Annotated in this window: 10 protein-coding genes; 7 read left to right on the plus strand and 3 right to left on the minus strand. The window is 40.4% G+C overall.

Annotated features, from left to right (window positions below):
• The first annotated feature begins 42 nt into the window (after nt 1-42).
• Complete coding sequence (locus B9Y81_RS13090) at nt 43-2127, plus strand: outer membrane beta-barrel family protein (RefSeq protein ID WP_085537352.1); 2085 nt, start codon at nt 43-45, stop codon at nt 2125-2127.
• A 141-nt stretch (nt 2128-2268) separates the two neighbouring features.
• Here the strand turns inward: B9Y81_RS13090 and B9Y81_RS13095 are convergent, their stop codons facing one another.
• Nucleotides 2269-3210, minus strand: coding sequence for a DMT family transporter (locus B9Y81_RS13095; RefSeq protein WP_085537353.1), 942 nt, complete (start codon nt 3208-3210; stop codon nt 2269-2271).
• 369 nt (nt 3211-3579) lie between these two features.
• Here B9Y81_RS13095 and B9Y81_RS13100 point away from each other — a divergent pair, with 369 nt between their 5' ends.
• Nucleotides 3580-4068 (plus strand): RNA polymerase sigma factor, encoded by a 489-nt coding sequence (locus tag B9Y81_RS13100; RefSeq protein ID WP_085537354.1) that lies wholly within the window; start codon nt 3580-3582, stop codon nt 4066-4068.
• An 11-nt stretch (nt 4069-4079) separates the two neighbouring features.
• Entirely contained in the window at nt 4080-4661 is a 582-nt protein-coding gene (locus B9Y81_RS13105; RefSeq protein WP_085537355.1) for a hypothetical protein, read from the plus strand.
• Nucleotides 4662-4696: 35 nt separating this feature from the next.
• Here the strand turns inward: B9Y81_RS13105 and B9Y81_RS13110 are convergent, their stop codons facing one another.
• A complete protein-coding gene (locus tag B9Y81_RS13110) occupies nt 4697-5152 on the minus strand; it encodes a hypothetical protein (protein WP_085537356.1) in 456 nt (151 codons plus the stop codon).
• A gap of 361 nt (nt 5153-5513) precedes the next feature.
• On the opposite strand from B9Y81_RS13110, the gene B9Y81_RS13115 reads away from it, so the two are divergent.
• Genes B9Y81_RS13115 through B9Y81_RS13125 form a run of 3 tightly spaced genes read left to right on the plus strand, consistent with a single transcriptional unit; the run spans nt 5514 to nt 10338 of the window.
• Entirely contained in the window at nt 5514-7889 is a 2376-nt protein-coding gene (locus tag B9Y81_RS13115) for a TonB-dependent receptor (protein ID WP_085537357.1), read from the plus strand.
• A gap of 48 nt (nt 7890-7937) precedes the next feature.
• The gene (locus tag B9Y81_RS13120) at nt 7938-9320 is read left to right on the plus strand and encodes a DUF4374 domain-containing protein (protein ID WP_394335442.1); all 1383 of its coding nucleotides are present in this window, start codon (nt 7938-7940) and stop codon (nt 9318-9320) included.
• Nucleotides 9321-9366: 46 nt separating this feature from the next.
• A complete protein-coding gene (locus B9Y81_RS13125) occupies nt 9367-10338 on the plus strand; it encodes a ferric reductase-like transmembrane domain-containing protein (RefSeq protein ID WP_085537359.1) in 972 nt (323 codons plus the stop codon).
• A gap of 156 nt (nt 10339-10494) precedes the next feature.
• Here the strand turns inward: B9Y81_RS13125 and polA are convergent, their stop codons facing one another.
• Nucleotides 10495-13260 carry a DNA polymerase I gene (gene polA, locus B9Y81_RS13130; RefSeq protein WP_085537360.1) on the minus strand — a complete coding sequence of 922 codons (2766 nt, stop codon included), beginning with the start codon at nt 13258-13260 and terminating at the stop codon, nt 10495-10497.
• A gap of 102 nt (nt 13261-13362) precedes the next feature.
• On the opposite strand from polA, the gene B9Y81_RS13135 reads away from it, so the two are divergent.
• Nucleotides 13363-14337, plus strand: coding sequence for a polyprenyl synthetase family protein (locus tag B9Y81_RS13135; RefSeq protein WP_085537361.1), 975 nt, complete (start codon nt 13363-13365; stop codon nt 14335-14337).
• The last annotated feature ends 43 nt before the right edge of the window (nt 14338-14380 follow it).

Consider the following 14380-nt stretch of genomic DNA (forward strand, 5'->3'; position numbering starts at 1 on the left):
CGATGCGTTTAATGGCGAGATTTGCTGAAAATAATAAAGAATATGAAGAAAATATACTACATAATGATCGCTTTAGCAGCAACGTTTACTTCTGTAAAAGCACAGGAAGGAATTACGCAAAGCGTGGCGTGGGATCAGGATACGCTGATTACGATGCTCAATCTGCCGGATATTATGATAAAAGGGGAGAGGCCTATTGTGAAAGTGAATGACGGAAAACTTACTTATGATTTGCCCCGTTTGCTGGAAAACAAAGTGGTTAGCAATGCTTACGAATCGATCTTGCAGTTGCCCGGCATTCGCGAACAAGACGGACGTATTCTATTAGCCGGCGCAAACAGTCTGACTGTGGTTCTGAATGGAAAACCGTCAACCATGAGTGCCGAACAACTCTACGAACAGCTCCGAAACACGCCGCAATCGCGGTTGAAAACAGCCGAAGTAATGTATAGCGCGCCGCCACAATACCATACTCGTGGAGCTGTGATCAATCTTGTACTTACAAAAGGAAACTCGATTATCCCCGACCTGCAGGGACAAATTAATTCTGCTTATACGCAGAAGCATTACGCGGGCTATTCTTTAGGAGCAACTATGCTCTACTCTTCCGAAAAACTATCCGCGGATTTTCTCTATTCTATAACTGAATCGAAAAACAGAACGGGAATGGATTTATTCTCCCGGCATACGCTGAACGACCGGATCTTTGATATCAATCAATCGACTGTAGGGTTTAGAAATTGGTTATCTCATAACCTACGCTTAGGTCTTAATTATAATTTCACGGAGAAAGATGAGTTGAGTTTTGCTTATACAACTCGTTTAACACCGAAACTAAACAGACAAGAGGTCTCTTCCGGTGATTTTGCCGATACGCATACAAAGAAAAAAGTGATTGATCCCGAACAGATGCATAATGCAGGAGTTCACTATAAATCGGGAAGAGGAACAAGTTTTGGAGCCGACTATACATTTTATAAAGACAATACCGCACAGGATTATATTGACTCTAAAAAAGATTTTGTGGCTTATTCTAAACAACAGATAGATCGTCTCACGGCCTACGTGGATCAAACACACACACTTGAATCCTGGAATTTTAACTATGGAGGTAAATTTTCGTACGCTTCCGACCATAGCTCACAATTCTATACATCCCGTAGTAGTGAGGATCTGTCTGGTTTGGATACGGATAATACATTGAAAGAATATACCTATAACCTGTATGCCGGTTTTGATAAATCTTTCTCGGAAAAACTATCTGTTTCCGCTTCGTTGACGGGAGAGTATTACAAATACGGCGATTTTAACGAATGGGTGTTCTTTCCCGCGCTTGAAGCGACCTACCTCTTTTCTCCCTCACACATTCTTCAGTTGTCGCTTTCGTCGGATAGAGCCTATCCGAGTTATTGGGAGATGCACGGCGCAACAAGTTTTATGAATGGCTATGCCGAGTTACAGGGAAATCGTGACCTAAGACCCTCAAAAGACTATTCTGCCCAGTTGAGTTATATCTTTAAAGGGAAATATATTTTGACGGCTTATTCTAATTATTCGGACGATTATTTTGCCCAGCTGCCTTATCAGTCATCCGAACGATTGGCGCTTATCTACAAAACATTGAATTGGGATCATAAATTAACCGTGGGAATCAACTTAGTGATCCCTTTTAAGCCGTTTGAATGTCTGGACTCGCGTTTAACCCTGAACGGATTTTATGACCGGGCAAAGAGCAACCATTTTCATGATGTATCATTCGACAATGAGAATCCGGTTTTATATTCCCGTTTAGACAACACGGTTAAGCTGGCTTCAAACCTGCAATTAGAACTATCCGGTGCCTATCTTACGCCCAATATTCAAGGACCTGCGGACTTAACTAAAATGTGGATGGTAGATGCCGGTGTGAAATGGACTTTCGCTAAAAAGAATGCCGAGTTGAGACTGAAAGGTACAGATTTGTTTAACACCTGGTCTCCCAATCTGAAAATGCGATATGCCAATCAAAACCTGAACCTGAACATGCTGTCGGATTCAAGAGCAGTAACGCTCTCATTCACTTATAAATTCGGAGGCTATAAAGCCCGTGAGCAAAAAAAGATAGATACCTCCCGCTTCGGGCAGTAATTATAAAACTGAAGGAACAGAACGAAAATATAAATTGAGGCTCTTTGTTTAGTTTGCAGAAGCGCTTCAACAAACAAAACAAAGCGCTTCAAAATGTTTGTTGAAGCGCTTCAACAGACGTATGTAATGAATGAAATCTAATTAGTTTCCGGATTGACCTGTAACTTTACTCGAATGACTGTCGGGCTTTGCTGTCTTATACAAAAACAGTATAGGCTTCATTTTTCTCATATTAGCCTCGGCTATAAACATTGCGAATAGAATTAAAATACCTCCAATGATTGTTCTTTGAGTAATTTCTTCATTGATCAGAATATAAGCCGCTATAGTTGCAAAAATGGGTTCACACAAATAAGCCAAAGCTATTTTCTCTTCATCAATATGTTTTTGGGCAATATTTTGTACACAATACATATACGCAGTAGCGAGTACTCCGGTAAACAGTAATGACGTCCATATATCTTCTTGCATAGGTACACGGAGCGCACCGGGGCCTAAAGTTGTGATGGTCAATATCCCATACATCGCTGCACAGGTGTATAACTGCACTATTACAAAGGAAAAAGCTTCAGTTTTATGCTTTAGTTTACTAACAAGTAGCACATAAAACGAGAAAAATACGGACCCGACAAAAACATACAGATCACCAAGCACAAAGCCTTCTGATGACGACATGGCTATGATATAAAGTCCGGCTAATGCCACAATACAAGCAAACCACATTTTGCGCTGAACGGGCTTTCTGAAGAATAATAATTTGAAGATTGGTATCAGCAATACTTCTATCCCGGCAATAAACGAGGCGTTGGAAGAAGACGTATATTTCAGACCAACGGTATGCAATAATATGGCGAGACCTAAAGGTATCCCTGCCAAAATTCCGTATTTGATACCCTGTTTGCTAATAACCGAAAGCTGTTTGTGGAAAATAAAGTTTAATATAACCGCTGCGATTATAAAACGATACAATAAAAAAGAGTATGGATGAAGGACAGAAAAACTATCTTTCGTAACAGGAAAAGAAATTCCCCAGAAAGCTGTACCTATAAGTAGAAGAACGAGAAAAAATCTGCTTTTCGTCATAATCCGTATAATTTAAATTTGAACTTAAACTATTAGGGTATGTAAAAAACGGCTTTACAAAAGGCAACTTATATCCCCTATCTTCTTCCCTAATGCTGGAATATAAGTCAAAAAAATCCTTATCTGGGTGCAAAATTATAGCAAATAGACAAAATGACCAAATTTTAAAGATAGAGTTTATCTATGATAAGTGATACTTTTGGTCTTTTTTCAACCTTTAAATCATTGAAAAAGTCATAGTAGAATATCTTCGCATAAAAATGAAGTTAACTATGGGAGAAAACAAAAAAATAAGCGTTATTTGATTTTTCTTCTTTTTCAATGTAATAATCCGGATAAACCTTCGACTAATAAAGAAAACGCAATCGAATGGAGAAGATAAGTTTAGATGATGAATTTGTAAAGCTGATTCAGGATAATGAAAAAATCATATACAAGGTTTGCTCGGTGTATGTGACTGATGATAATCCTATAGCCGATCTTTATCAGGACGTAGTTTGTAATCTTTGGAGATCATTTGCCGGATTCAGACAGGAGTGTGCCGCTTCTACCTGGATTTATAAGGTAGCTTTAAATACCTGTATCACGGGCTTGAGGAAATACATGAAGAGGCCTCAGCATGTGTCACTCGCGGCTCTTACCGCGCATTTAATGGAGACAGATCAAATGGATGGTACTATTCGCGAAATGTATCGTCTGATCCGTCGTCTATCTTCACTGGAGAAGGCTATTATACTGCTTTATCTCGACGAACATTCTTATCAGGAAATTGCAGATATAACCGGTCTGACACCCACGAATGTAGGCGTGAGGTTGGTGCGTATCAAAGAGAAACTCAAAAAAATGTCGGAAAATTAAAAAAGAATAACATGGAATTGGAAGAAATGAAAAATGCCTGGCTTGCGCTTGGTGAAAAGTTGGATCAGAAAGGAAAGCTTAGCGATATAATCATCCGTGAAATGTACCGGTCGAAGGTGAAAAAATCGGTAAATACATTGCTTCGGTACGAATATTTTGGAGTTATTGTTTGTCTTCTCGTTCTGCCTCTTATCGGATGGCTTATTTTTGTTAACCAGAGTTTATTATACCGTTTTACATTAGGGTATTGGGCTGTGTTTGATATTGCAGCTGTAATTTGGACACTGAAGAAAATAGGTTTACTTATGAAAATAGATGAGATAGGAGTTATAAAAGAAAATATAAGAACAGCGAATACGTATTCCCTATGGATTCATTCTGAAAAAAAGTATTTTATCCCTTTTACAATAATAGGTGTAATCCCGATGACAGTGATCTATTGGTTTTACGCTAAACCTTGGCACTGGGTTTTTATGACCGCGTTGTTAGTTCTGGTGACATTAATCACTATATGGGGATACAAACGGCTTTACGCCCGGAATATCCGTACAATTCAACAAAACTTGAATGAGCTGGACGATTTAAAGGAATAAGTTTAACCAATAAAAAATTTAAAAGGGAGGGGCCTCTACAGTACTTCTCCCTCAATATATGATTGATACAGATAGGCTGGATTTTCGTAATATAAACTACTATTGAAATCTTCAATTTTACGTGAAAGCCAAGTGTTATATACTTCTATTAGTGTGTCAATAGGTTGCTTGTTTTGCTTATTGCATATATCAACAATTAGTCGCATATAAACTTTGCCAATATCCCAATGAGAAGGAATTAAATACTGTCCGTCGCTAATATTATCAAATACACCTTGTTCAATCTGATAATCGTTCACCAGCTCGTCTGTTATTTTGTCTATGTTCTCACTGTGATATATGTCTGCCAAATCGTATATATGTTGTAATTTGTCTTTACCAATGGCATTAACAATCACATTACGATGATTTTTTGTTTTTCTTCCTATATATTCAATCAGGCTGCAAACAAAAAACATATCATTATATTCTTTCTTTTCTCTTCCGGTCATATTTTAACCCTTTCACTTTTGGATGTACTTCCATGATTTTATATCTGATTGTACAATAAAAATACTAAAAGTTATTTATTTACTCCTTCAACCTATCCGGAAAATACCGTAAAGCCTCCTTTTGGGTGGGAGGTTGATAGCTGTAAAGGCACTATAATGTATGTAGATAATCATTATAATGTCTTTTGTCGATATTATAAGCGTCCATTTTACCTTATTGTAGGTATGAGTAAGTGTTGCTTTTACTTATTTGTTGCGATTGTGTAGCGTTCTTAATATGTGGATTTTTGCACCTGAGTAAAGTCTTTCGGACTTTATTCGGATTTGCGAACAAAATTTATCGCACAAAAAAGGACTAACAATGTGGATTAATAGAAGATTAGACGTAATCGTCTTTTTATTTTTACTCGTTTCTTTATCGATGTTCTCACAGCAGGCAAAACTCTCGGGAAAGATCAAGACAAATACTAATGAAGCTGCGGATTTTGCGACAGTTAGTTTAAAAAATACCACCTATGGTAGTGTAACGGGCGTAGATGGTTTTTATTCCTTACAGGCTCCTGTTGGAGACTATGTGCTGACTGTATCCGCTATAGGGTATAAAACAGTTGAAAGACCTGTAAAACTTGTTGCTGACAGAGAAACTAAAGTAAATATCACCATTGCCGAACAAGCTACTGAACTGGATGAAGTAGTTGTGGTTTCAAACGGAGTAAGCAGACTGAAACGATCTGCTTATAATGTCATCGCGATCGATACCAAGTTATTACAGAATTCTACGCAAAACCTGAGCGAAACATTGGCACAGGCACCCGGAGTTAAACTTCGCGAATCGGGTGGGGTAGGTTCGGATATGCAGTTGATGATGGATGGATTCAGCGGCAAACACATTAAGATATTTATTGATGGTGTGCCGCAGGAAGGTGTAGGTAGCTCTTTTGGCTTAAATAATATACCGGCTAATTACGCTGAACGCATTGAGGTTTATAAAGGAGTTGTTCCTGTTGGATTTGGTACCGATGCTATCGGAGGGGTGATTAATATTATTACAAAAAAGAACCTGAACAAATGGTTTCTTGATGCTTCCTATTCCTATGGCTCATTTAATACGCATAAATCATACGTTAACTTCGGACAAACCTTTGCCAATGGGCTTACCTATGAAATTAATGCGTTTCAGAACTATTCGGACAATAATTATTTCGTAGATACACCCGTCAAGGACTTTGCTACGGGGGCAATTAACAAGAAAAAGATTGAGCATGTGGAACGCTTTCACGATATGTACCATAACGAGGCTGTTATAGCCAAAGTAGGTATCGTAAACAAGAAATGGGCGGATCGTTTAATGTTTGGATTTACTTACTCCAACATGTATAAAGACATTCAAACCGGCGTGCGGCAAGAGGTTGTATTTGGTGGCAAGTATCGCAAAGGTCATTCGCTTATGCCGTCGTTGGAGTATCGTAAACAAGATCTGTTTACTAAAGGTTTGGATGTTACATTGACGGCCAACTACAATAAGAACATAACGCATAATGTTGATACTTCGAACTACGAATATAACTGGCGAGGTGAAATGCGCCTTCTCAGGCTGCCGGGAGAACAAACTTATCAACATACCCGTTCAGACAACGACAACTGGAACGGAACTTTTACGGCAAATTATCGTATCGGAAAGGCACATGTATTTACGCTCAATCATGTTTTAAACGACTTTTCGCGCTCTAACCGGTCTATGCTGAATAGTAGTTCAACACAGGAGGCCATAGCAAAAGAAACACGAAAAAACATCAGCGGTTTGTCTTATCGGCTAATGCCTGCTGAGCATTGGAACATATCTGCTTTCGGTAAATATTATAACCAGTTTATTGCCGGACCTATTGCTACATCATCCGCGCAAGATCAATACACGCGTACAACCAACGCTCTTGATGCTTTGGGCTATGGCGCGGCAGGAACTTATTTTATTATAAGCGGATTACAGGCAAAGCTTTCGTATGAAAAGGCATATCGCTTGCCAACCAATGAAGAGATGTTCGGTGATGAAGACTTGGAGAGTGGTGACATAGGTATTAAACCCGAAAACAGTGATAATGTAAATCTGAACCTGAGTTATAATGAACAGTTCGGGAAGCATGCCGTGTATGTGGAAGGTGGGTTTATTTACCGCTATACGAAGGATTATATTCAGCGTAAATTGGTTGATCTGGGTGGCGGAAAATCAGGTGCGGCTTATGAAAACCACGGGCGTGTGGAGACGAAAGGTTATACCCTTTCCGCACGTTATGGGTTTGCGGATTGGGTTAGTGTGGGTGGAAACTTTACACAAATGGATGTGCGTGACAATGTGAAAACCGTAAGCGGTGGAAGTACGCAGGAAAGTCTGACCTATGGCGCGCGTATGCCCAATATGCCTTACCGATTTGCTAACTCTGATCTTACGTTTTACAAGCATAACCTGTGGAAAAAAGGGAACCTGTTGACTGTTACTTACGACAATCTATACATGCACAGCTTCCCGCTTTACTCGGAAGCATTAGGAAGTGAGTCCAGTTTTGTAGTTCCTTCTCAGTTTTCTCATAATCTCACAATCTCTTATGGCGTTCGGAACGGTCGTTATAACTTCTCGTTTGAATGCAGAAATTTCACGAATGAAAAACTATATGACAATTTCAGTTTACAAAAGGCCGGAAGAGCATTTTACGGAAAGGTGAGAATTGCTTTTGGCAACTAAAAATGAATTGATAATAAAGACTATTATCCTTACTAAAATATATAATAAATGAATAACATGAAGAATTTTTTAACGAAAGGTATTGCCGCAATGATGATGGCAGGAGGCCTGTTTGTATCTTGTAGTGATAGTGATGATCCGATTCCAACCCCGGAAGAAAACGAAGCTTCCAATTATGTTGTTGTCGCATCATCTGCCGACGCGAGTTATTTATTAACCGCAGAGGCATTGGGAGAGGGAACGATTACCACCGCTAATAACGGACTTGTAACAGAAACGGGCTCTTTCTGGATTTTTTACAAGGATAAATACTTGTACCGTTTAGTATATAATCAAGGAAACGCGGGGATAAGCTCTTCTTATGTGATGAACGCTGACGGAAAAGTGGAGGAGCGTGATAATACGTATGAAATAAAAAGATTTACGTCATACGGCATCTTTAACGATTATATTATAACGTCTTCTACCGGTGATCTGGGACAAACGTATGCGGACGAAAACGGATTCTTGCCCAAAGGTTTTCAGTTGTCTTATCTGGATGTGAAAAACGAAACATTTACGGATAATAAAAACGTAATTCGGTCTGAAAACTACCTGGGTAATGGCGAGTTCGTTACATTAGCTGGTATTCAGCAGGTAAATAACAAGCTCTATGTAGCGCCAATTCCAATGGGATTAAGCCAGTATGGCGTGAAAGCTGAAGGCGGTAACTATGTAAAATATCCGGAGTTAGTAAAAACAGAGGCGGGAGGAAGTTCCAGTAGTGCGTATCAGAAAGGTGAGCTGCAATGGACGCAGTATCCCGACGAAGCTTGGGTAGCTATTTATAACGATGAATCACTGACAAACCCGAAGTTGATAAAAACGGATAAGATCAGCTATGCTTGCGGTCGTAATCGCTCGCAATATTATCAGATGATCTGGGGAGCAGATAATGGGGATGTGTATGTGTTTTCGCCCAGTTATGCGAAGACGATGACGGCCGATGTACAGAAAACAACACTGCCTGCCGGCGTTGTTCGTATTAAAGCAGGAACAGAAACTTTTGATGAAAGCTATTATTGTAATATTGAAGCACAATCAAATGGGAAATCATTTGTTCGCTCCTGGCATCTTACAGAAGATTACTTCCTGTTGTTGATGTATGACAGACCTTTGACAGAAACGGGCTTTACAGCGAATCAATTAGCTGTTTATAAAGGGGAAGATAAAAAACTGACTTATGTAACAGGACTGCCGGATGCCGGTATTATTACCGGTTTTGCAAATTCACCTTATACAGAAAATGGTATAGTTTATATGCCTGTTACAACAAGTGATGGTAATCCTGCTATCTATACCATTAACCCAAAAACGGCAGTTGCGGCAAAAGGACTTGTTGTTGGATCAACACAAATCAGTGGTGCAGGCAGACTTACTTATGTTAAGTAAAGAAGCCTTTATCCTTAATTAACTACCTAATAAAACGAAATTTTCCATGGTTAAGCTGCTTTTTGATTTGTTGGAATTCCTGAGGGCATGCGCGCCGTTGCTTATGTCATTGGTTGTCCTTACGTTACTATGTATTTTGTTGTCAAAGTCGATTAGAAAGTATTCCACCGTTTATTATACCGTCTTAGGAATACCGTTTGTGTTGATCGCTATACCCGTTATCGCGCGACTTTTCGGTGTCGATATGGCAGGCTTTTCCCGAGTTCCATTTTTAGGAGAGATTATTCGGGATTATATTCACATGGCAACTTTTGGTCATCCGTTGTTGATCATTATTATGTACATGGGTGCTTTAGATATGAAAACTCCAGGTGTTAAACGATTGATGTCTATACGCAAGGAATTGTCCATTATCTCCGGGTTTGCTGTTCTGTCACATTCATTAATCCGTGTGTTGAATAATCTTCCTGCTTCGCTTACCTATTTTGCCGATCGAGATGCTTATATGGCGGGAAGAACAGTTACGAGTGAGCTGGGGGCGGGGATAACCAATTTCAGTTTTGTGTGGGGTATTCTTTTACTGGTACTGTTTATTCCGCTTTGGGTAACTTCTTTTGATTCGATTCGCAATCGTATGGGATACAAGAAATGGAAGAAAGTTCAGAAGTGGGCCTATGTGCTGTACGCGGCACTGTTTATTCATGCTGTAGGAATTCAGGTTGGCTTCATGATGAACCCAAGAGGAGGAGGGCACGGGCAACAAAAAACCGCTGTTGAGAAAGTTGTTACGCAGGTAGCTGAAAACGGAAAAGAAGCCGTAAAACAAATGCCGCAAACGTCTGTGCAAGCTACAAGCAAACGCACACCAACCAAAGGATTCGCGGATATAGCTGTAAGCTCGTCGACGAAGCAATATATCCACCTTTTCTCCATCCTGTTTATCTATGCGTCGTACCTGTTTCTTCGTCTGCGTAAGGCTAAAAAAGGGAAGAAAAAACGCCCTGTTTCGGTTGCCTGATAAATGCTTGTTTATCAGTGCTATATAGAGGATGAAAAACATAAAGGTTATTTTTCCGAAAATAACCTTTATGTTCGGAAAAATAACCTTTATGTTTTTAAAGACATTACTATGTCTTTTTTATGAGATGTTTTTTAGCGTAAAACCACAGTTCGCTTAATGTGCTTCCAACCAGTTTGCGCCCGATCCGCAATCTGCTATCAGCGGAACCTCCAGCTTGATTACGTTCTCCATTTCTTCTAAGACGATTTGTTTGATTTTATCAAACTCATCCTTATAAACGTTGAAGTTTAATTCGTCATGTACTTGCAAAATCATACGGCTTTTCAGGTTTTTAGCCTGAATGCGGCGGTGTATGCGTACCATGGCTAATTTAATAATATCGGCGGCGCTACCTTGGATTGGCGCATTGATGGCGTTTCGTTCGGCATAACCGCGCACAATCGCATTGGCAGAATTGATGTCCGGAAGGAAGCGCTTGCGTTTGAATATGGTTTCTACATAGCCTTTCTCTTTAGCTATGCGAATGCTTTCGTCCATGTATTCACGAATTTGAGGATAGGTGCGGAAATAGCCGTCTATCAGCTCCTTAGATTCGCTTCTGGCGATTGTAAGGCGTTCGGCCAGACCGAATACGGATATGCCGTAAATGATGCCGAAATTGGCTGTTTTAGCCTTTCTGCGCATATCGCTGTTTACTTCTTTAACAGGGATGCCGTAAATTTTGGCGGCGGTTGAGGCGTGAATGTCTTCTCCGCTGCGGAATGCTTCGATCATGTGCTCGTCTTTGCTTAAATGTGCCATGATACGGAGTTCGATCTGGGAATAGTCTGCCGAGAAGAACAGGCAATCTTCGTTTTCGGGAATAAAAGCCTTCCGAATTTCACGTCCTAATGCGTCGCGAATAGGGATGTTCTGTAGATTCGGATTGGTAGAACTGAGTCTTCCCGTAGCCGCCACTGTTTGATTGAACGAGGTGTGTACTTTCCCGGTTGCCGGGTTTATTAATTGAGGCAGGGCATCGATATAGGTGCTTAACAGTTTCTTTAGTCCGCGGTACTCCAGCAGTTTGCCAACGATAGGGTGCTTTGAACGCAGCTTTTCCAACGTTTCTTCGTTGGTGCTGTAGTTTCCGGTTTTCGTTTTCTTTACTTTCTCTTCTATCTTTAGTTTGTCGAAAAGAACTTCGCCTACTTGCTTTGTGGAGTTGATATTGAACACCATGCCCGCCAGTTCGTGTATCTCTGCTTCTAATTTGATGAGCTCGGCGGTAAGTTCTTCGGAAGATTGTTTCAACGCGGCTTTGTCTAACTTTACACCGGTATATTCCATTTCCGCTAAAACAAAAACAAGTGGCATCTCTATATCTTCAAAAAGAGACTTGATACCGGCTTGCTCTATTTCGGGTGCGAAGTAGTTGCGAAGCTTCAGGGTGATATCAGCATCTTCGGCCGCGTACTCTGCAACCTGATCGATCGGTACGTGTCGCATTGACTTCTGACCTTTTCCTTTTGGACCGATCAGATCTTCGATGGGTACTGTTTTATATTTTAAATAAGTTTCGGCCAAATAATCCATACCGTGACGAAGTTCGGGATTGAGTAAATAATGCGCGATCATTGTATCGAACAATTTCCCCCGTACGCGAACACCGTATTTTCGGAGCACAAGAATATCGAATTTTATATTCTGACCGATCTTGGTAGAATTCAAATCTTGAAGGGCAGGGGAGAAGTACGAAATTATTTTTAGGGCTTCTTCCTTGTTGTCGGGTATCGGAACATACCAAGCCTCATTTTCCTTTACGGCAAACGATAAACCGACTAATCCGGCGGTAAGTGGGTCAACTCCGTCTGTTTCGGTGTCGAACGCAAAAAAATCATGGCTGGATAAATAGGCACCTAATTCGAGGTAAGCATCCTCATTATCAATGATATGGTATTCGTGCGGAGTGCTTTTTAAGTCTGCGAGAGTTGAATATTCCGGAACGGTCGGGACTTCGGTCGGAAATAAATCAAAGAGCGAGCCTTGAACTGGAGCTGTTTCGACGGGTTTTTTAGCTTCCCCTTTCATTTTGTTAATAAAAGTGCGAAACTCCAATTCGGTATAAATTTCGATGAGTCGTTCGTCGTTCGGTTTTTCCCGAACACAAGCTTTCGCGTCGAACTCTACGGGAACATCCGTTTTTATAGTAGCCAGGAATTTTGAAAAACGAATCTGCTCAACGTTTTCCTCTACCTTCTTTTTTAGCGCGCCTTTAAGTTGGTCGGTATTGGCCAATAAATTTTCTATGCTCCCAAATTGCTCTAACAATTTCTGTGCGGTTTTCTCACCTACACCCGGACATCCCGGAATATTGTCGGAACTGTCGCCCATTAACCCGAGTAGGTCGATCACCTGATCGGTCGATGTCAATCCGTATTTTTCGAGTACTTCTTTTTTCCCGAGTATTTCATAGTCACCACCAAACTTCGGACGATACATAAATACATGTTCGGTCACTAACTGTCCGTAGTCTTTATCCGGGGTCATCATATAAACCTCGAATCCTTCCTTTTCGGCCAAATGAGAAATCGTTCCGATCACGTCGTCGGCCTCATACCCCTGGATTTCGAGAATCGGAATGTTGTAGGCCTTAATAATATCCTTTATATAAGGAACAGACAGGCGTATATCTTCGGGCGTTTCTTCACGCTGTGCTTTGTAATGTTCATAAGCTTCGTGACGGAAAGTAGGGCCCGACGGATCGAACCCAACCGCTATATGTGTAGGATTCTCCCGTTTGATAACGTCTTCCATACTGTTTACAAAACCGAAAATAGCGGAAGTATTGAAGCCTTTTGAATTAACCCTCGGGTTTTTAATAAAAGCATAATACGATCTGTATATGAGCGCGTAGGCATCTATGAGGAGTAATTTCATTCTTTTTTAACACGTTTTAGTAAGACATTGTCTGGTAAAAGTAGTAAAAAAGTAGCGTACTCGATTGTTTTTGCTAATTTTGCCTCAACGTAGCGACTTAGTATGGATGAGAGAAGATTAATTGAGAGGCCGGTTATTGTCGAATTTGAAAAGTTCAAGGAGGAATTTCGTTCTTCTTTGCAGAGCAACACCCCTAAACTGCAAGCTGCGATCGAGCTTATTCTGGAATCTACAGGTAAACATGTTCGCCCGCTTTTAGTATTGCTTACCGCTAAAGCAAGTGGTAAAATTTCTGATAATACAATAAATTCGGCCGTGTTTCTGGAACTGCTACATACCGCTACACTTATCCACGACGATGTAATTGACGAAACGAAAGAGCGTAGGGGAGTACCCGCCTTAAACGCGCTATTTGATAATCGCATCTCCGTTTTAGTTGGCGATTATGTATTGGCTACCGCTTTAATCCGTTCTACCTTCACCGGTAATATTGATGTTATCGCAATTGTTTCCAAGTTGGGAAGAGATCTTTCCGAAGGTGAAATATGGCAATTGGAAGTAGCTGATGAAATTATTATTGATGAAGCCAGTTATCTGCGTGTTATTGAAAAGAAAACAGCTACGCTATTATCGGCATGTGCTGAAATTGGAGCGATAACTGCCGGTGCAGATGCCGAAACCATTCGTATCTGCCGCGAATTCGGAACGCTTTTGGGCTATAGTTTCCAAATACGTGATGATATATTTGATTACGATAAAAACGCAAATATCGGTAAACCAACAGGAAATGATATACGGGAGGGTAAAGTAACACTACCTTTATTATATGCCTTAAGAACGGCCGATAAAGCGATTGCAGAACGTATGACAGCTATCATCAACAAGAAGGATTTCACGGAAGAAAACATAGACGTTCTGATTGCTTTTGCCAAGGAATATGGGGGGATAACGTATGCGGAATCCCGCATGGAATCTTATCATAATCAAGCCAAGCAATTGCTCAATCAACTTCCTCCTTCAAGTGCCAGAGAGGCGCTTGAGATACTTGCCGACTATATTATTAAAAGAAAGAAGTGACCTACACTGTATAGGTTTTACCCTACTATAAGAAAGCGCGTCA

Source organism: Massilibacteroides vaginae, from assembly GCF_900178525.1.
GTDB lineage: Bacteria > Bacteroidota > Bacteroidia > Bacteroidales > Tannerellaceae > Massilibacteroides > Massilibacteroides vaginae.

Coding starts and splice junctions, on each gene's coding strand:
- polA (WP_085537360.1), bottom strand. CDS start 13,260: ATGAAATTACTCCTCATAGATGCCTACGCGCTCATATACAGATCGTAT.
- B9Y81_RS13135 (WP_085537361.1), top strand. CDS start 13,363: ATGGATGAGAGAAGATTAATTGAGAGGCCGGTTATTGTCGAATTTGAA.
- B9Y81_RS13125 (WP_085537359.1), top strand. CDS start 9,367: ATGGTTAAGCTGCTTTTTGATTTGTTGGAATTCCTGAGGGCATGCGCG.
- B9Y81_RS13110 (WP_085537356.1), bottom strand. CDS start 5,152: ATGACCGGAAGAGAAAAGAAAGAATATAATGATATGTTTTTTGTTTGC.
- B9Y81_RS13090 (WP_085537352.1), top strand. CDS start 43: ATGAAGAAAATATACTACATAATGATCGCTTTAGCAGCAACGTTTACT.
- B9Y81_RS13120 (WP_394335442.1), top strand. CDS start 7,938: ATGAATAACATGAAGAATTTTTTAACGAAAGGTATTGCCGCAATGATG.
- B9Y81_RS13115 (WP_085537357.1), top strand. CDS start 5,514: ATGTGGATTAATAGAAGATTAGACGTAATCGTCTTTTTATTTTTACTC.
- B9Y81_RS13105 (WP_085537355.1), top strand. CDS start 4,080: ATGGAATTGGAAGAAATGAAAAATGCCTGGCTTGCGCTTGGTGAAAAG.
- B9Y81_RS13100 (WP_085537354.1), top strand. CDS start 3,580: ATGGAGAAGATAAGTTTAGATGATGAATTTGTAAAGCTGATTCAGGAT.
- B9Y81_RS13095 (WP_085537353.1), bottom strand. CDS start 3,210: ATGACGAAAAGCAGATTTTTTCTCGTTCTTCTACTTATAGGTACAGCT.